Annotated in this window: 13 protein-coding genes; 1 reads left to right on the top strand and 12 read right to left on the bottom strand. The window is 71.3% G+C overall.

What is annotated here, in order from left to right; genetic code table 11:
* Positions 1 to 96 precede the first annotated feature (96 nt).
* The 11 genes from ACH4E8_RS29965 to ACH4E8_RS29915 form a co-directional block, all read right to left on the bottom strand.
* Entirely contained in the window at positions 97 to 1,071 is a 975-nt protein-coding gene (locus ACH4E8_RS29965) for an alpha-ketoacid dehydrogenase subunit beta (protein WP_398454102.1), read from the bottom strand.
* The gene (locus tag ACH4E8_RS29960; RefSeq protein WP_398454100.1) at positions 1,064 to 2,086 is read right to left on the bottom strand and encodes a thiamine pyrophosphate-dependent dehydrogenase E1 component subunit alpha; all 1,023 of its coding nucleotides are present in this window, start codon (positions 2,084 to 2,086) and stop codon (positions 1,064 to 1,066) included. The genes ACH4E8_RS29965 and ACH4E8_RS29960 overlap by 8 nt, the downstream gene beginning before the upstream one ends.
* Positions 2,087 to 2,276: 190 nt before the next feature.
* Positions 2,277 to 8,582 (bottom strand): amino acid adenylation domain-containing protein, encoded by a 6,306-nt coding sequence (locus tag ACH4E8_RS29955; protein WP_398454098.1) that lies wholly within the window; start codon positions 8,580 to 8,582, stop codon positions 2,277 to 2,279.
* Between the two features lie 55 nt (positions 8,583 to 8,637).
* Positions 8,638 to 9,573, bottom strand: a complete 936-nt coding sequence (locus tag ACH4E8_RS29950; RefSeq protein WP_398454095.1) for an amidohydrolase family protein — start codon at positions 9,571 to 9,573, stop codon at positions 8,638 to 8,640.
* On the bottom strand, positions 9,570 to 9,818 hold the full coding sequence (locus ACH4E8_RS29945; RefSeq protein WP_398454093.1) for a phosphopantetheine-binding protein: 249 nt from the start codon (positions 9,816 to 9,818) through the stop codon (positions 9,570 to 9,572). Before ACH4E8_RS29945 ends, ACH4E8_RS29950 begins: the two co-directional genes overlap by 4 nt.
* A complete protein-coding gene (locus ACH4E8_RS29940; RefSeq protein ID WP_398454091.1) occupies positions 9,815 to 10,852 on the bottom strand; it encodes an amidohydrolase family protein in 1,038 nt (345 codons plus the stop codon). Before ACH4E8_RS29940 ends, ACH4E8_RS29945 begins: the two co-directional genes overlap by 4 nt.
* Entirely contained in the window at positions 10,852 to 12,375 is a 1,524-nt protein-coding gene (locus ACH4E8_RS29935) for an AMP-binding protein (protein ID WP_398454389.1), read from the bottom strand. The genes ACH4E8_RS29940 and ACH4E8_RS29935 overlap by 1 nt, the downstream gene beginning before the upstream one ends.
* 2 nt (positions 12,376 to 12,377) lie before the next feature.
* Entirely contained in the window at positions 12,378 to 14,192 is a 1,815-nt protein-coding gene (locus tag ACH4E8_RS29930; protein WP_398454089.1) for an aspartate aminotransferase family protein, read from the bottom strand.
* Positions 14,164 to 14,820 (bottom strand): GNAT family N-acetyltransferase, encoded by a 657-nt coding sequence (locus ACH4E8_RS29925; RefSeq protein ID WP_398454086.1) that lies wholly within the window; start codon positions 14,818 to 14,820, stop codon positions 14,164 to 14,166. The genes ACH4E8_RS29930 and ACH4E8_RS29925 overlap by 29 nt, the downstream gene beginning before the upstream one ends.
* Before the next feature lie 53 nt (positions 14,821 to 14,873).
* A complete protein-coding gene (locus tag ACH4E8_RS29920) occupies positions 14,874 to 15,827 on the bottom strand; it encodes a fatty acid desaturase family protein (RefSeq protein ID WP_398454084.1) in 954 nt (317 codons plus the stop codon).
* A 124-nt stretch (positions 15,828 to 15,951) separates the two neighbouring features.
* Positions 15,952 to 17,250, bottom strand: coding sequence for a condensation domain-containing protein (locus tag ACH4E8_RS29915; RefSeq protein WP_398454081.1), 1,299 nt, complete (start codon positions 17,248 to 17,250; stop codon positions 15,952 to 15,954).
* Positions 17,251 to 17,632: 382 nt separating this feature from the next.
* On the opposite strand from ACH4E8_RS29915, the gene ACH4E8_RS29910 reads away from it, so the two are divergent.
* Positions 17,633 to 18,859 carry an MFS transporter gene (locus tag ACH4E8_RS29910; RefSeq protein WP_398454078.1) on the top strand — a complete coding sequence of 409 codons (1,227 nt, stop codon included), beginning with the start codon at positions 17,633 to 17,635 and terminating at the stop codon, positions 18,857 to 18,859.
* A 104-nt stretch (positions 18,860 to 18,963) separates the two neighbouring features.
* Here the strand turns inward: ACH4E8_RS29910 and ACH4E8_RS29905 are convergent, their stop codons facing one another.
* Positions 18,964 to 19,395, bottom strand: coding sequence for a PPOX class F420-dependent oxidoreductase (locus ACH4E8_RS29905; RefSeq protein ID WP_398454075.1), 432 nt, complete (start codon positions 19,393 to 19,395; stop codon positions 18,964 to 18,966).
* Between the last annotated feature and the right edge of the window lie 37 nt (positions 19,396 to 19,432).

Raw genomic sequence — 19,432 nt, 5'->3', positions numbered from 1 at the left:
CCTCCCGGCTGAGGACCCGCCGGAGCCCGCCGCGGCCCGGGCCGGGCTTCTCGGACGGGTCTCCCGGCGGTTCACGGCTTGGTACGGCGGCCCCGACTATCGGTGCGCCTTGCAGACCTGCTGGATCGCCGTCGTCAACTGGTCGCGGTGCGGCTGCGCCGCGCGGTCGAGTCCGAGCGCGAACGGCAGCACCGCACCGTCGGGACGTGTGATCCGGCGCGGCGGCGCCACCAGGCGCATCTCCTCGGACGCCGCAGCGACGATCTCGGCGCCCAGGCCGCAGAACCGGTTGGAGTCGTCGATGACGACGAGGCGGCCGGTGCGGTTCACCGACTCGGCGAGGCCGGGCCAGTCGAAGGGGTAGACCGTGCGCGGGTCGAAGACCTCCACCGAGATGTCGTCCGCCAGTTCCTCGGCCACGTCGAGGGCCTGCTCGACGAAGTGGCCCACCGCCACCACCGTGACGTCCGAACCCTCGCGCGCCACGTGGCCCACGCCCAGTGGCAGCGGGGCGAGCTCGCCGAGGTCGACGCTCTCGAAGCTCATCGAGGACGCCGCGGGCGTGAGCACCACCACCGGGTCGTCGTCGCGGATCGCGGAGACCAGCAGGCCGTAGGCGTCGGACGGGCTCGAAGGAACCACGGTCTTGAGGCCGACGTGCGCGAACAGGCTGTACGGCTGGTCCGAGTGCTGGCCCGCCCAGCCGGTGCGGGAGCCGGAACCGGGGACCAGATAGGTGACGGGCACGTTGGCCTGGCCACCGGTCATGAGGGAGAACTTGTGCGCCTGGTTGGCGATCTGCTCGAAGACCAGGAACATCAGCGAGGGGATCTGGAACTCGATCACCGGGCGGTGCCCGGACAGCGCGGCACCGGTCGCGAAGCTGGTGAACGCCTGTTCCGACAGCGGCATGTCCACGATGCGCTCCGGGCCGAAGCGCTGCACCAGCCCCTTGGTGACGTTCGCGACGCCCACCCGGATGTCCTCGCCGAACACGCAGACCCCGGGGTCCCGTTCGAGTTCGTCGGCCAGGGCGCGCGTGAGCGCGGTGAGATAGCCGAGCTTAGGCACTGGTGATCACTCCCGCCCGGGGGCGCAGCCCCGTCGCATAGAGGTACTCAAGGGCGTCGACCGGATCGGGATCGGGGCTGTCGAGGGCGAACCGCACCGCCGACGCCAGGACGGACTCCACCTCGTCGTCGGCGCGGGCGCGGGCCGCGTCCGGGATCCGCTCGCCCTGGATCCGTACGGGGTCACGGCGCCGGCCCTCGTCCACCTGCTCCTTCGTGCGGTAGCGCACGAACGAGCGGTACTCCCAGGTGTGGTGGGCGTCGAACCGGTAGGTGCGGCACTCCAGGAACGCCGGTCCGCCGCCCGCCCTGGCCCGCTCGACGAACACGCGGGTGGCGGCGAGCACGGCCTCGGCGTCCATGCCGTCGACCGACGCCGCCGGCATGCCGAACGCCTCCGCACGGGCGGTGATCGAACCCGCGACCAGGTCCTCGACGGTGGCCGTCGAGGAGTACCCGTTGTTCTCGCAGACGAAGAGGACGGGAAGGCGCCACAGCGACGCCAGGTTGAAGGACTCCAGGACCACGCCCTGGCTGACGGCGCCGTCGCCGAAGAAGCTGACGGCGACCGTGTCCCGGCCGGCGCGCGCCGCGGCCCACGCCGCACCGGTCGCGATGGGCGCCCCGGCGCCGACGATGCCGTTGGCGCCGAGGATGCCGAGGCTGACGTCGGCCGCGTGCATGGAGCCGCCCCGGCCCTTGTTGAGCCCGGTGATCCGCCCCGCGAGCTCCGCCATCATCCGGGCCGGGTCGGCGCCCTTGGCCAGGACGTGGCCGTGGCCGCGGTGGGTGCTGGTGATGACGTCGTCGGCGCGCAGGGCCGCGCACACGCCCGCGGCCACGGCCTCCTGCCCCGTGTAGGGGTGGATGCCGCCGGGGATCTCTCCGGCCTTCACGAGCTCGATGCAGCGTTCCTCGAAGCGGCGGATCAGTCGCATCGTGCGGTACAGCGGCACGGCGGGCGAACCATCGGGGGTCGTTGCGCATGCAGGGGTGTCTTCGTGATGATTCGTCATGCTCTCACTCCCATTCCTTATGGGATTCCGGCTGGGGTCGGTTCTGAGGTTCCGTCGGGGCTGGGGCCTGTCTTACGGATCTTGCTGGGCTCGCGTGCCCTGGCACCGAGCCTCTCCGCGTTGTCGTCGGTCGCCAATACTCCGCATTGACTCCCTCCTCCGCCTTGAGATCCACGGCACCAGACCCCGCTCACTCATCCAGCCTGATCCGTAAGACAGGCCCCAGCCGCAGGGCGAGCGCGGCAACGGTGGGCGCCTCGAACACCGCCCGGATGCCGATGTCCACGGCCAGGGCGGTGCGGATGCGGGTCACGAGCTTGACGGCGAGCAGGGAGTGTCCGCCGAGGTCGAAGAAGCCGTCGTCTATGCCGAGGTCCGACAGTCCGAGCACCTCGGCGAACAGGTCGCACAGGGCCCTCTCCGTCGCGGTGCGCGGCCGTCGTCCGGAAGGCCGCGCCACCGTGTCGTCGGGGGCGGGAAGGGCCCGTCGGTCGAGCTTGCCGCTGGGGTTCAGCGGCATCCGCTCCAGTCGTACGAAGCCGGAGGGGATCATGTACTCGGGCAGCCTGCGGGCCAGGTGATCGCGCAACTCGGCGCCGTCGGGGTGGTGTTCGACGTGGTCGGCGAGCACGTAGTACGCCACGATGCGCGGGTCGCCCGGCCGGTCCTCGCGCACGGCGGCCGCGGTCTGCGCCAGGCCGGGGTGGGTCGCGAGGACGGCCTCCACCTCGCCCAGCTCGATGCGGAAGCCGCGGAGCTTGACCTGGTCGTCGGCGCGCCCGAGGCATTCCAGGTTGCCGTCGGCGCCCCGGCGGGCCAGGTCACCGGTGCGGTACATCCGTTCCCCCGGTGCGCCGAACACGTCGGGCACGAATCGCTCGGCAGTCAGCCCCGCCCTGCCCGCGTAGCCACGGGCCAGTCCTGCGCCAGCGACGTACAACTCGCCCGTCACGCCCGGCGGTACGGGTTGCAGGTGCGCGTCGAGGACGTGGACGCGGGTGTTGCGGACCGGGCGGCCGACGGGCGGGGCCGCGGTGTCGGCGCCGTCCGGGAACCAGGCGGTGGTGTACACCGTCGCCTCGGTGGGGCCGTACACGTTGGCGACGCGGGCCCCGGGCACGGCGGCCCGGATCTCCTTCAAGGTGTGCGCGGACAACGCTTCACCCGCGAGCGCGACCACGTCCGCCCGCAGGTCCACGTCGTGCTGTTGCACCAGCTGGGAAAGGGCCGACGGCACACCGCAGACGAGACTTCCGCTCCACCGCCCGCCCGGGCGTTCGGCGAGCGCGAGCACGTCCGGCACGACCTCGACGGCGCCGCCCGTGAGCAGGGGGCCGAAGATCTCGAAGACGGACACGTCGAAGGTCAGCGGAGTGGCGGCCAGCGCGTGGGCGAACCGTTGGTCCCCCAGGGCCTCGCGTCCCCACAGCACGAGGTTCACCACGTTGGAGTGGGGCACGATGACGCCCTTGGGGCGGCCGGTCGAACCCGAGGTGTACAGCAGGTACGCGGCGTTCGCCGGCGTCAGCGGCAGCGTCCGGTCGACGTCGCGGGGGTCGCCCGGCGCATCGCCGGAGGCGTCGGCACTGCCGTCCAGGTGGACGCGCGGCACCGAGGCGGGCAGCTCGCAGGGGGGTTCGAGGTCCGTCACGACGCAGACGGGCGCGGCGTCCCGGAACGTGAACGCGATCCGTTCCGCGGGGTGGCGGGGGTCGACCGGCAGGTAGGCGGCGCCCGACTTGAGGACGGCGAGCAGCGCCACGACCGTGTCGGCCGACCGGGGCAGCGCCAGAGCCACGATGCCCTCCGGTCCCGCGCCCGCGGCGATGAGCCGGTGGGCGAGGCCGTTCGCGCGGGCGTTGAGCTGCGCGTAGGACAGGCGGACGGCCCCGCTGACGACGGCCGTGGCGTCCGGCGTGCGGGCGGCCTGCCGTTCGAACAGGTCCGGCAGGGTGACGGGCGGGACGGGCCGCGCGGTGTCGTTCCACTCCTCGAACAGCCGCAGCTCCTTGGCGCTGAGGACGTCGAGCCGTCCGATCGGCGTGTGCGGGGCGTCCGCCGCCGCGCCCAGGAGCCGGGCGAGGCGGGTGGCGAGGGCGGCCACGGCCGCCGGGTCGAACAGGTCGGTGCTGTATTCGAAGAAGCCGGTCAGTCCTGCCGGCGCGCCGTCCTCCGAGAAGCGCTCCTCGATGTTCAGGAGCAGGTCGAAGCGGGCCGAACCCGGGTGGAGCAGGCCGGTGGTGACGTCGAGCCCGGGGGTGTCCAGGCGGGGCACGGGCGTGTTCTGCAGGACCAGCGAGACCTGGAAGAGGGGATGGCGGCCGATGACGCGGGGCGGGTTGAGCTCGTCGACGAGGTGCTCGAAGGGCACGTCCTGGTGCTCGTACGCGCTCAGGGCCACGTCGCGCACCCGGTGCAACAGGTCGCGGAAGGAGGGGTTGCCCGAGGTGTCGTTGCGTATGGCCAAGGTGTTGACGAAGAAGCCGACGGAGCGGTCGAGGCCCTGGTCGGTACGGCCCGCGACGGGTGAGCCGATGGGGATGTCCTCGCCCGCGCCGAGCCGGGTCAGAAGTGCCGCGAGACCCGCCTGGAGCACCATGAACATGCTCGTCCCGGTCTCCTGGGCGAGTTCGGACAGGCGTCGGTGCAGGTCGGCGTTCCAGGCGAGGGAGAGGCTCTCGCCGCCGTAGGTCGGTTCGGCGGGGCGCGGGCGGGCCCACGGCAGTTCCAATTGGTCGGGCAGGCCCGTCAGGTGCCGCCGCCAGTAGGAGAGCTGGCGGGCGAGGGGGCTCGCGGGGTCGTCGGGATCACCCAGCACCCGGCGCTGCCACAGGCCGTAGTCGGCGTACTGGACCGCGGCGTCCCGGCCGCCCTCGTCGCCGTCGCGGGGCGCGCCCGTCCTGCGGGCTTCGTAGGCGGACATCAGGTCCTCGGCCAGCGGCGCGAACGACCAGCCGTCGCAGGCGATGTGGTGCACCAGGAGCAGCAGCACGTGCTCGGTCGCGGACACCGCGAACAACCGGGCCCTCAGCGGCAGGCCGGCGGCCAGGTCGAAGCGGTGGCCGCTCGCTTCGGCGAGCGCTCCGGGCAGCGCCGCCTCGGTCGTGCGCGTCTTCGTGAACGGCGGCCGGGCGTCCTGCGGCGGGAGGATCCGCTGGTACGGCTCGCCGTCCCGGTCGGGGAAGAGGGTGCGCAGGGACTCGTGGCGGGCGACGAGGTCACCGACCGCGCCGTGCAGCGCGTCGACGTCCAGGTGGCCGGTGAACCTCAGCGTCCAGGGCACGTTGTAGGCCCGGCTCGTTCCTTCGAGGCGGTGCAGGAACCACAGTCTGCGCTGGGCGAAGGAGAGCGGGAGCGGGTCGGGGCGCTCGACGGCGCGCAGCGCCGGCCGGGCGTCGGCCGGGGCCTGCGCCGGGGTATCGAGCCGCGGCGCCAACTCGGCGACGGTGGGGTGCTCGAAGAGGGTGCGCACGGCGAGTTCCGCGCCGAACCGGGCGCGGACCCGGGAACCGAGCCGGGTGGCGAGCAGCGAGTGGCCGCCGAGCGCGAAGAAGTCGTCGTCGATGCCGACGCCCTCGACGCCGAGGATCTCGGCGAACAGGGCGCACAGCACCTCCTCGCGCTCGGTGCGGGGGCCCCGTCCGGACTGCGCCTCGACGACCGGCGCGGGCAGGGCGGCGCGGTCCAGCTTGCCGTTCACGGTCAGGGGCAGCCGCTCCAGGAGCACCACGGCCGACGGCACCATGTAGTCGGGCTGCCGTTCCTTCAGGTGTGCGCGGAGTGCGGCGGTGAGCTGCGCGGCGCGGCGGGCGGCCACCGGGCTGGTTGCGTACGCCGCGGGGTCGGCGGGCGTGCCGTCGGGCTCGTACGCCGAAAGGACGCGGCCGGCGGTGTTCGCGCCGCGGGCGAAGACCGCGTCGACCGTGTCTGCGGTGCGCGCCGTCGGTGTGACGGCGACGCGATAGCCGAGGCGCTCGCCGAGCAGGTAGAGGTCCTCGGGATCGACGCCTCGGGGCCTTCGCGCGAGGATGCGCCGCACGTCCGCGAGGTCGGCGCCGTTGTCGAACGCCCTTGCCGCGGCGGCCTCTTGGGTGACGCGGCTGTTGGGGACGGACAGCACCCGCAGCCGCTCGGGGCGCTGCTGTTGCAGATACGTCGCCAGCTCGTCCGCGCCGGGCACCTCGTCGCCGAAGCGCAGCCGTGTCCCGCCGCTCGGTACGGTCCGCACGGGCGCCTTGTGCAGGACGACGTCGTAGCGGTACCGCGTCATCTCGTTGTGCAGGGCGCCGCGGCGCACCTGGACGTCGACGGCGCCGACCGCGTTCTCGCGGGCCGCGAAGGCGTGGAAGAAGTCGGGGGCGAGCAGCAGCTCCTCTTCCAGCATGAGGGCGCGCTCGACGGCGTGGCGCACGGTGCCCCGGTCGGCGTCGGGTGCGGCACGGCGTAGCTGGGCCGCGGTGGTGAAGGGGCGCAGGGTCCGCAGGTCGCGCAGGTCGCCGACGAAGACGGCGCCGCCGGGTGCGGTGAGGGCGAGGGCCCTTTCGAGGACGTCGAGGAGGTAACGGCTGCCGGGGAAGTACTGGGCGACCGAGTTGACGACGACCACGTCGAAGTGGCGGGGCGGCAGGCCGGTGGTGTCGTGCGCGGCCTGATGGCGCAGCCGGACCCGCGCGGCCAGGGCGGGCCGCGCGGCGATCTCGGCGGCGAGGGTCTCGACGACGCCTGCGGAGACGTCCGTGCCGTGGTACTCCTCGCACTCGGCGGCCAGTCGGGACAGCAGCAGGCCGGTGCCGACGCCGATCTCCAGGACGCGGCGGGGCCGCAGCTCCCGCAGGCGCCGGACGGTCGTGTCGCGCCACTCGCGCATGTGCGCCGGTGCGATGGGCTCGCGCTCGGTGTAGCTGTCGTACCAACTGGCGAAGTCCTCGCCGAAGTCCGGGCGGGCGGCGCGCCCCGCGTACTGCGCGTCGAACACCTTCTCCCAGTCGTGCACCTGCCGCGCGGCCGTGGCGTCCGCGTCGTCGCCCGCTTCCGGGCTGACCTCCGGGACGACGTACGCGACCAGGCGTTTGTCCCCGGGGACGTCCTCGCGGGCGACGACGGCGGTCCGGCGCACCGCGGGGTGGTCGGTGAGTGCGGCCTCGATCTCGCCCGGTTCGATCCGGAACCCGCGGATCTTGATCTGCTGGTCGGCGCGGCCGATGAACTCGAGCTCGCCCCGCTCGTTGCGGCGGACCACGTCGCCGCTGCGGTACATCCGGTCGCCGGGCCGTCCGAAGGGGTCGGCCACGAAGCGCCGGGCGGTCAGCGCCGGCCGGTTGAGGTAGCCGCGGGTGACGCCGGGTCCGGAGACGTACAGCTCCCCGGCGACTCCGGGCGCAGCCGGGCGCAGCGCCTCGTCGAGGACGTGCAGGGACAGGTCCCGGATGGCGACGCCGATGCGACTGGCGGCGTGCGGCACGGCGTCCTGCGCGGTGAGTCGGGTGATCGTGGTGTGGACGGTGGTCTCGGTGATGCCGTACATGTTCACGAGAACCGGGGCGTCGTCGCGATGCCGCGCGTACCAGGGCGCGAGCCTGCCGAAGTCAAGCGCCTCGCCGGCGAACACCACGGTGCGCAAGGAGAGTTCGCGCGCGGGCTCGGCGTCCCGGTCGGCGTCCATCAACGGGGAGAAGGCGGACGGCGTCTGGCTGAGCACCGTCACGTGTTCCGCGGCGAGCAACGCGCGGAAGCGCTCGGGAGCCCGGCTCGTCTCGTACGGGACGACCACGAGTCGGCCGCCGTGCAGCAGTGCGCCCCAGATCTCCCAGACGGAGACGTCGAAGGCATAGGAGTGGAAGAGGCTCCACACGTCGTGCTCGTCGAAGCGGAACTCCTCGGCCGTCTCGCCGAACAGGCGGACGACGTTGTCGTGCGAGACCACCACCCCCTTGGGGCGGCCGGTGGAGCCCGACGTGTAGATCACGTACGCCGTGCCCGCGGGCCGGACGGGGGCCGGGCGGTCGGCGTCGGTGGGGTTGCCGTCCGGCCGGTCGGCGAGTTCCTCGGCGGTGCTCCGGGCGGACAGGACGAGACGGGGCACCTCGGCGAGGACGTCCATCTGGTCGTGGCTGACCAGCAGCACCGGGCGGGCGTCCGCGAGGGTCCGGTTGATCCGCTCCGGGGGATGGTCCAGGTCCAACGGCAGGTATCCGGCGCCGGTCTTGAGCACGGCGAGGATCGCGACGACGGTGTCGACGGACCGGGGCAGGGCCAGGGCGACGAGCTTCTCCGGGCCCGCGCCCCGGGCGAGGAGCGCGTGGGCCAGGCGGTTGGCCCGCGCGTTGAGCGCGGCGTAGTCGAGGTGTTCGTCGCCCAGGGTCAGGGCCGTGCGGTGCGCGTGCCGGGACACCTGGGCTTCGAACCGGCCCGGGAGGGTGGCGGACGCGCCCGCGGGCGGGACGGCCCGCCGCTGCCGGTGGTCCGTGAAAGTGCTGTTCGGTCCGGTGATAGCCATGGCCAGCCCCCTCGCGTTGCGCTCGTGTGGGTCGGGTACGGATCCGCGGCGGGCCTCACGCCTCGGGGCGGCTGCGCGGCGCCAGGACGCGCAGCAGGTTCTCGTGCAGCAGCAGTGACCGGTCCTTGTGCGACACGCCGGCGAACACCGTCGGGCCGTCGAGGACCTCCGCCATCAGGCCCTTGAACCCGTTCAGGCGGCCGAGCGGCCAGTCGGTGCCGAAGATGATCTTGTGGTTGACGCCCAGCCGGAACAGCCGGTTCAGATGCTCGGGCCAGGCGGGCAGCATCGGCCCGCTCGCGAAACCGCCGGTGTCCACGTACACGTTGGGCCGGTACGACGCCAAGTAGGCGGACGTCTCCACGTGGGTGAGTCCGCCGTGGCCGAGGACGAACTTCACCCGCGGGAAGTCCCGCGCGGCCTTGTCGACGCGCAGCGGGTGCGCCGGTCCGTAGTCGAGGCTGCGGGCGGTGGGGCCCGTGTGCACGAACACCGGCAGGCTGCGCGTCTGGCAGATCTCGTAGTACGGGTACAGCCCCGGGTCGGACGGCGAGTAGCCGCACGGCGGATAGAGCTTCACGCCGTCCAGGCCGTAGCCGTCGACCATCTGCTCGAAGGCGCGCACGCCCTCGGGTCCGCGCCGTGGGTCGACGCCGATGTAGACCCAGAAGCGGCCGGGGTGGCGCAGCCGGATCTCGTGGTGGTGACGCGCCGCCGCAACGGGCTCCGGCGCCCCGGGCATCCGCAGGCTGAAGTCGGGCACGAGCAGCACCGCGCGGTCGATGCCGGCCGCGTCCATCTCGCCGACGAGGCCGTCGGCCAAGTGGTCCTCGTACTGGGCCGCCAGGCCGTCGGCGACGCGGCCGGGGCGCTGTTCCACGCCCCGGGAACCGAGGTAGCAGCACACGTTGCTCGCCACGTCCTCCACGAAGGTCCGCGGGATGAAGTGGGTCGACGCCACGTGGCAGTGGCCGTCGTAGACCGTGGTCATCCGACGCAGTGCTCGATCAGGCCCCGGATGGTGACCCCGGCCATGGGGTCGTACGTCGCGAAGTCGAATTCGGTTTCGGCCTGTTCCTCCAGGTACGAGATGAGCCCGACGATCGCCATGGAGTCGAGGAGTCCGGTGTGGCTGAGGTTGGTCGTCGCGTCGATCGGCGTGTGCGCCTCCCCCTCGATCCACTGTTCGACCCAGTCGACCATCAGTTTCTCCAGCGCTGCGACGTCCGTGCTCATGCCCGGCCTCCCCGATCCATGACGGTGGCGTTGTCCGTGGTGACGTGCTCCGTTGCGTCCTTCGATGCTCCGGCGACCAGGCGCAGGCTGTTGCCGCCCATGATCATGCGACGGTCCGACTCCTTCAGTCCGGCCACCGCGGGCCGGCCCTTGGCGAAGGCGCCCACCAGACCGGGCAGTGACTCCGAGAGCCGGTAGGAGGGCCAGCAGGTGCCGAAGAGGATCTTGTGGCTGATGCCCAGGCGGAACAGGCGGTTGAGATGCGCCTGCCAGCCGTCCGCGGCCAGGACCGAGTGGAACTGGCTGATGTCCAGGTACGTGTTGGGCCGGTGGGCGCACATGTACGTCGCCTCTTCGACGTGGGTGACCCCGCCGTGCCCGAGGATGAAGTTCACCTGCGGGAAGTCGCGCGCCGCCGCGTCGAGCAGCAGCGGTGCGCCGTACTCGAACTCCAGTTGGCCCCAGCCCGGCCCGGTGTGGCTCAGCACGGGCAGGCCGTGCAGCCGGCAGATCTCGAAGTACGGATACAGCCGGCGGTCGCTCGGCGAGTAGCCGCACAGCGGGTAGAGCTTGAGCCCGGCGAAGCCGTACTCGGTGACGCACCGTTCGAACAGGTCGATGCCGTCCTGCCCGCCACGCGGGTCGACGCCCCAGAAGACCTTGAAACGGCCCTCGTGCCGACGGCTCACCTTGTCGACGTGCCGGGCGAGTTCGGCCTGCGTCAGGGCGCACCGTGCCACGTGCGAGTAGTCCGGGATCACCAGGAACGCCTGGTCGACCCCCGCTTCGTCCATCTCCGCCACGAGCCGGTCGGCGTCGTCGTCCTGGTGGACGGAGAGCACCCGGTCGAGCATGCGCCCGCGCCGCACCGGGTGACCGTAGGCGTTCATGCGGTGGTGCGCATTGTCCGCCTGGTACTCCAGGAACGCCCGCGGGATGGCCAGTTGGCTGCCGAGCTGTACCTGGGCGTCGACGACGGGCGGCGCCGGAGCGTCGCGTCCGGCGTCCGCCGTGCGCTCGGGGGGCCGTGCCATCAGCGCCCCGCCCCGGAGTCCGCGGGCGCGGCGGCCCCGTCGGCAGCGGACTCCTCCTTGACCGCGGCCGCGAAGTGCGCCGCCGCGCGGTCCCGGCTGAGCTTCATGTTCGCGGTCATGAAAGCGGGGTCGGACCGCAGCGGCGTGGCGGAGAAGACCAACGACATCACGCGTTCGTGCGCGTCGAGCGTGGCGTTGGTCTCTTCGATCCGCTGCTCGATCCGTCCGTGCAGCAGCGGGTCCGCCGGGTCGGTCGCGGTGACGATGGCGCCGAGCCGGTTCGACTGCGGGGTCGCGACGACGACGATCTCCGAGACGCCCTCGATGCCGGTGAAGGCGGCCTCGATCTCGGCCGGGTGCACCTTGCGGCCGCTGCCGAGCGCGATCACGTCCTTCTTGCGCCCGATCAGCGTCAGGAACCCGTCCTCGTCCAGCCGGCCGTAGTCGCCCGTCAGGATCGTGCCGTCGGCCTTGAAGACCTCCGCGGCGGCAGGGTCGCCGTCCGTGTCGAAATAGCCGCGCCCGAGCGGGGCCGGACGGTTGATGACCAGTTCGCCGTCGTCGAGGAAGGTCACCGCGTCGGGGTCGATGAGGCGGCCCACGGTGCCGACCCGGTGCTCTCCCGGGCTGTTCCAGGCGACCATGCCGGTCTCGGTCAGGCCGTACGCCTCCAGCAGCGGCACGCCCTGCGCCCAGAACGCGTCCAGGGTGTCGCGGCGGATCGGCGCCATGCCCGTGATCAGGAAGCGGATGTGCCCACCCAGGAAGTCGCCCAGCGAGCCCGCGCCTTGGCCCTTCGTGCTGAGCTGGAGCGCGGTGTCGTAGAAGACGGGCGGTCCGATCAGGAACGTCGGGCGCTCCGTGCGCACCGCCTGGAAGACCCGCTGGTACGGGGCGAGGACCAGGTCCGCGCCGAGCCACAGGCACAGGTATACGGACAGCCGCTGCTGGTAGTTGGCGAGGGGCAGGAAGATCAGGTGCCGGTCGCGGGCGGTCACGCCGAAGGCTGCCACGAAGCGGTTGATGACGTACTCGGTGCCCCGGCCGCTGATCTCCAGGCCCTTGAGCCGACCGGAGGTGCCCGAGGAGTAGACCAGGCTGTGGATGTCGTCGGTCTCGACGACGGTGGCGGTGGGCGGCACCACGTCCGGCTCCGGGGCACCGTCGGGCCGGACGACGGCCGGGGCGGTCGGGGGCACGTCGGCGATCAACAGGGCGAGCCGGTGCTCGGCGATGAAGTCGCCCGGGTCGGGGATCTCCGTGGTGTCGGCGAACGCCTTCAACCGCGCGCCCGTGACGAGGGCCGCCAGGTCCCAGGCGAGCCAGTCCAGGCCGTTGGACGCGCGGATGCCGATGAGGTGGCCGGGGCGCACGCCCGCGGCGGTCAGCTGGCGTGCCCGGTCGTGCGCGAGTTCCGTCAGCTCGGCGTGTGTGAGGTCGCGGCGTTTGCCGGTGATGTCGATCTCCGTGACCCGGGCGGTGGTGTGGGTCCTTGAGCGGTCCAAGAGGCCCGCGAGGTTCATGCTCACCTGTCGGCCGACTTCCTTTCCGGGTGCGGTTGAGGTGCGGGTGCGTGCGGTGGGGGGACGGGGGCCGCCTGCGATGGGAGGCCGGCTTCCGCCGCCAGCGCGGATTCCAGCTCGGGAACGAGCTCGGCGAGCCGGCGGGCCGCGAGGAACCCGATCCGGCCGCCGAGCATGTCCTCGTACCCCGCGCTGTCGGTGTTCCAGGCGACGTGGACCTCAAGGACGCTCCCGCCGTCGCCGGGCGCGACCGTCACCCGGCGCTCCAGGGTGTGCCACAGCCAGTCGGGGGCCGCGGTCAGCCGCACGCCGTCGTCGAGGAGTTCGGCGCGGTCCGTCCAGACCACCGCGTCGTCGCCGAGCCGCCCGGCGAACTCCTGGTCCCGGCCCGGTGCGGCCGGCGCCGCGGGCTCGGCCGCGAAGGGGTCGAGCAGCCGCGGCCGGGACCGGAGCAGGTCCAGGACGCGCCCGGCCGGGTACGGCAGCGGGACGGTCCGAGTCAGCGGGGAGAGCTCGGCCGCGGCTTCGCAGCCGTCCGCCCGAACACCGGCCCCGCCGGGTGCGGAGGCACGGTCGCGCCGGTGGGCATCGGTCTCCGCGAGGATCCCTTCGAGCACGGACAGGCCGTGGTCGAGGTCGTCCGCCGATATGACCATGGGCGGTTGGACGCGCAGGACCTTCGGGTCGTAGAGCGAGTACGTGGAGGTGATTCCCGCTTCGAGGAGTCGGCCGAGGACGAGCCCGGCGGTCGCCCCGGTGGTGAACTCCAGGCCGTGCATCATGCCCAGGCCCCGGTGCTCGGCGATGAGCCCGGGATGGTTCGCCGCCGCTGCGGTCAGCCGCTCGTCGATGCACAGCGACCGCTGCTTGACCTCGGCGAGGAACCCTTCGTCGGACGCGATGGCGAGGGACTCAAGGCCGACCCGGCAGGAGAGCGGGTTGCCGCCCAGGCTGGAGCCGAAGGTGGACGGCAGCACCCGCAGGACCTCCCAGACCCGCTCGGTGCCGAGCACCGCCGACAGCGGGAGCACCCCGCCGCCGAACGCCTTGCCCACGCACACCAGGTCCGGGACGACGCCGAACAGCTCGTGGGCGAAGAACGTGCCGCAGCGGCCGAACGCCGTCTGCATCTCGTCCAGGACGAGCAGCGCGCCCGCCTCGGTGCACAGCCTGCGCACCTCCTGGAGATAGCCGGGCGGCGGCACTATCACGCCCGCCTCGGCCTGCACGGGCTCCAGGAGCACGGCGGCGACGGTGTCGTCCAACGCGGCGGCGAGCTGGTCCGCGTCGCCGAAGTCGACCTGTCGGAAGTGCTCCATGAACGGGCCCAGCAGCGCGCGGTGTTCGGGCCGGTCGGAGGCGCTGAGGGTGGCGAAGGTCTTGCCGTGGAAGCAGCCGCGGGCGCTGATGACGCCGGGACGGCCGGTCGCGGCGCGGGCCAGCTTGAGCGCGTTGTCGACGGTCTCGCCGCCGCCATTGGCGAGGTACGAGTACGGCAGGCGCTGCCCGGTGGCCTCCCCGAGCCGTTCGGAGAGTCGGATCTGCACCTCCTCGAACATGATCTTGGTGCTGTTGAGGACGCCGCTGTCGAGCTGTTCGCGCACCGCGGCCACGATCCGCGGGTGGGAGTAGCCGAAGGACTGGTTGCCGTACTGGTCGAACAGCGCGAGGTACGCGGTGCCGTCGTCGGCGTCCAGGACCCGGCTGCCCTCGCCCCTGCCCTGGACGCCGCAGCCCATGACGAACGCCATCTTGGCGTAGGCCGGATGGTTGTGCGCCGCCTTCGCCTCAGCGAGGAGTTGCCGCCGGGTCCGCATCCGCCGCCGCCTCCCGTCGGTAGCTGTCGTACTCGCCGAAGAAGTACTGCAACAGACGGCTCTTCCGTCCTTCCGGGGTGCGCGTCCGGCTCACCGCGTCGGCGACGTCGAGGGCTGCGACCAGGCTGAGGGGCGCTCCCTTGAAGCGGGTGTCCTCGTACGGCTCGTGCAGGGCGACGAAGCCGATCTCCTTGTAGAAGCCGCGCAGCCCTTCGGAGTCGTCGACGAAGAAGTCGCCGAGGATGTGCGTCATGTCGTACTGCCGGGCGCCGTGGATCACGGCTTCCCGCATGAGCGCCATGCCTATGTGGCGGTCGCGCACCTCTGGGAGGGTCATCAGGTGACCGAACTCCACGAGCCGGTTGCCGCGGCGGAGTTCGGTGAGGTCCACCGTGTCGTCGCAGGGCAGCCCGGCCGCCGTGTCGGGGACGACTTTGACGGTGCCCACCGGCTTTCCCCCGTCGTATCCGACGATGTACTCGGCGTAGGGGTCGAAGCGGTCGAAGGTCGCGGCCGTGTCCCCGGCGTCGGCGAGCCGGCCCTGGTCGTCGACGTACACGGCGTCACGAAGCCGTAGGACGTCGGCCCTGTCGGCCTCCGTTCGCGCCACTCGGAAGGTCACGTTCACCTGCTGCTCCTCTCGGTTGCTCACGGGTGACGGGGCGCGGTGCACGCCCGGGTTCACCTGCGGAGCAGCTTTCCGAAGTAGTCGAGATAGCCGCGGTTGAAGTAGCGGATGCGGTCTTGGACCTCGTTGTGCAGATCCGGCAGCCGCTCCAGCGGAAGATTCGGCATCAGATGGTGCTCGACATGGAAATTGTTTCCGTTGGTGAACCACGTCAGGATGCGGTTGGAACGAATGGTCCGGGTGTTGGCGAACGGGTCGCGGTTCAACGTTTCGCAGCCGAAGTGCTCCGGCAGTTCAATGGCGGCGTGCACCGGCCCGGCCACGAGGAAGAGCGGAAGTAGCCATACCCACACGATGACCATCGAATCGAGCGACCAGGACAGTGCGGAAAGGGCGAGCAGTGCGCCGAGCACAAGACGATGGTCGCGGCGTATGCGTCGTGAAACGCGCGCACTCTCCCCGCTGAAGTCCCTGCCGAGGAGGGAGCGACCGAGGTTCGCCACGAACAGCGCGTAGTGGTGGACCATGGTGAACCGCACGCTCCAGTCGACGAAGGCGCCCAATTTCGAGCGTTCCTCCCGGCCGTACTGGTCGCCGTAGTCGAAGAACTCCCGGTTCATGGGGGTGCCGAGATCGCGGTGGTGGCGCATGTGCGCAGCCTTGTAGGCAGCGAAGGAAATCAGCATCGGGAGGCCGAGGGCGATTCCGCTGACTGCGTTCGCCCGACGGCTTCGATAGGCCAAATTGTGCAGCGCCTCGTGCTGGAGTTCCGCGGCATGCGCGAACATGCATCCGATCAGTACGACGCCGGCGACGCGGCACCACCAAACGGGCTGCAACGCCACCAGGACGCCGATCGTGGTGAGCAGCACGCATAAGGAGAACTTGAGGGAGAACAACCACCCTCGGGGTTCCGAACGCAGGTGCTTCATTGCCGCTCTGAGTTCGCTGACCTGCTGATGGTTTTCTATGGCAGGGTCGACGGCGCCGCCCGCTGTCATGTCCATCGTAGTTCCCTCGCTTCCCAGTAGTTTTCCCCGGCGGCGTTGCCCCGTCTTCCTCGTGGCCCTTCGGCGCACACCGGCACACCGGCACACCGGCAGTCGGCGTGCCGCGTCTCGCGGGCGGAGGTCAGGCGCCGACGTCGCGCACGGCGGTGCGCGGGTCGGCCGTTTCGAGAGCGCGCAGCAAGGAGAGCAGGCCCTGCATGTGCCGGTCTGTTTCCTGCGGACCGTAGAGTTCGGGGTGCGCGTCGAGGATGACTTCGGTGGTGCCGTCGGCGGAGGTCTGGAAGAAGTACACGGTCACGTCGACGGTGAGCGGAATCGACATCGTGCGCATGACGGCGTGGGCGCCGGCGAAGTCCAGTTTGTAGTTGAACTTCATGACGTTGACCATCGGCCCCCACAGTCGCGCTCCGCCGCCCTGCTCGACGAGCTCGCGGGAGAGCTCGGCGGTGGGGTATCGGCAGTGCAGCAGGACTTCCCGCACCTCCCGCGACACCTGCCGGGCGAACGCGTCGAGCGGGGATCCGGTGTCCACGGTGAGGCGCAGCGGCAGGATGTTCATCGTCATGCCGGGCACATTGCGGACCTGCGGGCCCAGCCGGCCGCCGGTGGGCAGACCGATCAGCAGTTCGTCGGCGCCGGTGGTGCGGGCCACGTACGCGGCCGTGGTGCTGACGGCCAGGTCGGACCAGGTGACGCCGAGACCGCCCGCCGCCCGCTCCAGGCGGGCAACCGTGTCGGGCGCGAGCTCGGCGGTGCGGCGGTGCCCGATGCCGAGCCCTGCTTTCCGGCCGGCGAGGCTCACCGGCTCGGGACGGCCGGCCATCTTCCGCAGCCAGTGCTGCCGATCGCGGTCGAAGCTCTTTCCGTCCCGGTACGCCGCCTCGCTCTCCAAGAGTCGTGCGTACGGGGGAAATGCGCTCTTCCCGGGAGGGAGCCCCTGGGCGAGCGCGGTGTACACCGCGGCGGTGCGGTTGAAGATGAGCGCGAGGCTGTAGCCGTCGACGACGGCGTGGTGCACCCGCCGGTACAGGATGAAATGCTCGTCGGTGACTTTGATGAGCGCCGCCGTGCACAACCGGTCCGGGTTCACCGGGCGTTGGGCGTCGGATTCCATCCAGGTCTTCGCTGCCGCCTCAGGAAAGGATTCCGCGCTGAGATCCAGGAAATCCAGAGGGGCCGTCCCCTCGGACAGGAACTGACGGTGCTCGCCCCGCGCGGTGACGATGCCCAGCCGCAGCGCCTCAGCTTCTCGCTCGACGTGTTCGTGCGCGGAAATCATGAGATCGGGTTCGACTCGCCCCCGGATGTCGAGGTAGTCGCAGATGCAGTAAACGGGGTTGCTCAAGTCTTCCGATTGGGCTGTCCAGGTGCGCAACTGCGGAGCAAGTAACGGGACTTCTGCATTTTCGAGATTAAGCAAAGTTCACTCCTTACGGGGACACAGCGCTTAACTCGACGCCACATCGCACAGGCGCCACGAACACCATTTCTCGGCTGTACATCCCCGTCGCCGGAGGCAGCGTAAAGAATTGGAGGATCGATCAACGGTTGCACATTACATGTCACTTGGTGGAGCGTCCACACTCTAGAACCAGCCAAATCGAAGCGCTTCGGCCATGTCTTGCCGGCCAGGGTCTACGCTGATCTACGACTGCTCTTCCTGGTCATCCCGGTCATCGCGGAACCGTTCAAACTCGTTGAGCAGCCCTTCTCGATAGGCAGGAACAAGCAAGCTATTACCGAGCTTTGTGCACTACCTGTGTACTCCCTGTGCACTCCCCTTGGACGAAAATGGAGGATGGATGGCGACGGAGAAGTCGACGAACCGGCGTGGTGTGGCGGTGGTCGGTGCGCTCATGCTGGGTGCGTTCGCCTTCAACACCACCGAGAACCTGCCGATCGGCATCCTTGAGCTGATCTCGGACGACTTGGGCCAGTCGCCGTCGGCCGTCGGTCTGCTGGTGTCCGGCTACGGCCTGACCGTCGCCCTCGTCTCGGTGCCGATCGCCAAGGTGACCCGCTCGATCCCACGGCGCCTCGTGCTCTGCGCCCTGCTGGCGGCACTGCTCGTCGCGAGCGTGGTGGCGGCCGTGGTCTCCTCGTACTGGGTGCTGCTGGCCAGTCGTTTGGTCACCGCGGTGGCCCAGGCGTTGTTCTGGGCGGTCATGGGGCCCGTCGCGGTCGGCCTGTTCTCCCCCGACGTGCGGGGGCGCGTCATCGGCGCGCTGTCCGTGGGCGGTTCGCTCGCCCTCGTGCTGGGCGTGCCCGGCGGCACCTGGCTGGGCCAGCACACCAGTTGGCAGGTGCCGTTCCTGGTGGTCGGCGCGCTCGCCATCCCCTCCTTCCTGGTGATCGCCACCGTGCTGCCGACGTCGCCCCCGGAGGAGGGGCACGCCGTGCGCGGCCTCGCGCCGGACACCCGCCGCTTCGCGATCGTGCTGGCCGTCACCGGGCTCACGGTCACCGGAGTCTTCGCCGGGTACACCTACATCTCCACCTTCCTGGTGGACGAGGCCGACTTCAGCGAGTCCTCGGTCAGCACCCTGCTCCTCGTCCTCGGCGTCACCGGCATCACCGGCATCGCGGTGTACGGACGGCTCCTCGACCGCTATCCACGAGCGACCCTCGGCCTCCCCGTGGCGACGCAGGCGGTGGCCCTGCTCGGCCTGTACGCGGCGGGCGACTCGCAGACCGTGGCGGTGATCATGATCGTCTTCCTCGGCGCCTCGCTGGGACCCATCTTCATGGCCACGCAGAGCCGGGTCATGCACTTCGCCCCCGGCCGCACGGAAACGGCCATCGCCGCGAACGGCGCCGCCTACAACTTGGGCGTGGCCGTCGGCGCCCTCGGGGGCGGCCTGTTGCTCCCCCTGGTCGACGTGCGCGGCACCTTCCTGATCGGTGGCCTGATGACGGTCGCCGCCCTGCTGCTCCTGCTCGGGGACTACTTCACGTCCCTGGGGCGCCAGGGAGCGGACCGACACCCCGAGCAGGCGCAGGAGAAGGACGACGCCTGGGCCAAGCCCTGAGCCCACCACCGGGGCGCGGACGCCGTCGTCGCGCACGCGTCACGGCGCCACCGCGCCCGCCGGGGAGGGGGCGCGGGTCCCTGCGGGCGTGTCCTGAGGCGCGGTCAGCGGATGGAGGCGCCGTAGACGTGGTCGACGGTCATCGTGATCAGCACCCGGCGGTCGGAGACCATCACCGCGCGATATTCCGCCCAGTCGGGGTGCTCGCCGGCCGCGGCGCGGTAGTACGCCACCAGCGCCTCGACCTCCGGGCCGTCGGGGTCCGTGCCGGGGCCGGTGATGGTCGCGACGCCCTCGGCGGTCGCCCATGACATGCCGTCGGGTGCGGTCACCTCCAGCGTGGCCCGCGGGTCGCGGAGCAGGTTGACCGTCTTGACCAGGCCGGCGCGGGTGGAGACGTGGATGAGGTCGGCCTCCGGGTCGTAGTAGGGCTGGACGGGGGAGAGTTGCGGACGGCCGTCCGCCTTGATCGTGGCGAGGACGCCGAGTCGGCTGCCCGTGAGCAGCGTGCGGGGGTCGAACGGTGTGGACGTCATGCCCCCGATCATGCACGCATCACGGCGCCGGAGCGCC

Source organism: Streptomyces sp. NPDC017979 (assembly GCF_044328175.1).
Classification (GTDB): Bacteria; Actinomycetota; Actinomycetes; order Streptomycetales; family Streptomycetaceae; genus Streptomyces.
Note: the sequence above shows the minus strand (reverse complement) of the source record. Positions and strands in the feature narration are given on the sequence as shown.

Excerpts from the sequence above, each read along its gene's own strand:
- ACH4E8_RS29960 (WP_398454100.1), bottom strand. The coding sequence starts at position 2,086 with ATGACGAATCATCACGAAGACACCCCTGCATGCGCAACGACCCCCGAT.
- ACH4E8_RS29955 (WP_398454098.1), bottom strand. The coding sequence starts at position 8,582 with ATGGCTATCACCGGACCGAACAGCACTTTCACGGACCACCGGCAGCGG.
- ACH4E8_RS29950 (WP_398454095.1), bottom strand. The coding sequence starts at position 9,573 with ATGACCACGGTCTACGACGGCCACTGCCACGTGGCGTCGACCCACTTC.
- ACH4E8_RS29945 (WP_398454093.1), bottom strand. The coding sequence starts at position 9,818 with ATGAGCACGGACGTCGCAGCGCTGGAGAAACTGATGGTCGACTGGGTC.
- ACH4E8_RS29940 (WP_398454091.1), bottom strand. The coding sequence starts at position 10,852 with ATGGCACGGCCCCCCGAGCGCACGGCGGACGCCGGACGCGACGCTCCG.
- ACH4E8_RS29935 (WP_398454389.1), bottom strand. The coding sequence starts at position 12,375 with ATGAACCTCGCGGGCCTCTTGGACCGCTCAAGGACCCACACCACCGCC.
- ACH4E8_RS29930 (WP_398454089.1), bottom strand. The coding sequence starts at position 14,192 with ATGCGGACCCGGCGGCAACTCCTCGCTGAGGCGAAGGCGGCGCACAAC.
- ACH4E8_RS29920 (WP_398454084.1), bottom strand. The coding sequence starts at position 15,827 with ATGGACATGACAGCGGGCGGCGCCGTCGACCCTGCCATAGAAAACCAT.
- ACH4E8_RS29910 (WP_398454078.1), top strand. The coding sequence starts at position 17,633 with ATGGCGACGGAGAAGTCGACGAACCGGCGTGGTGTGGCGGTGGTCGGT.
- ACH4E8_RS29905 (WP_398454075.1), bottom strand. The coding sequence starts at position 19,395 with ATGACGTCCACACCGTTCGACCCCCGCACGCTGCTCACGGGCAGCCGA.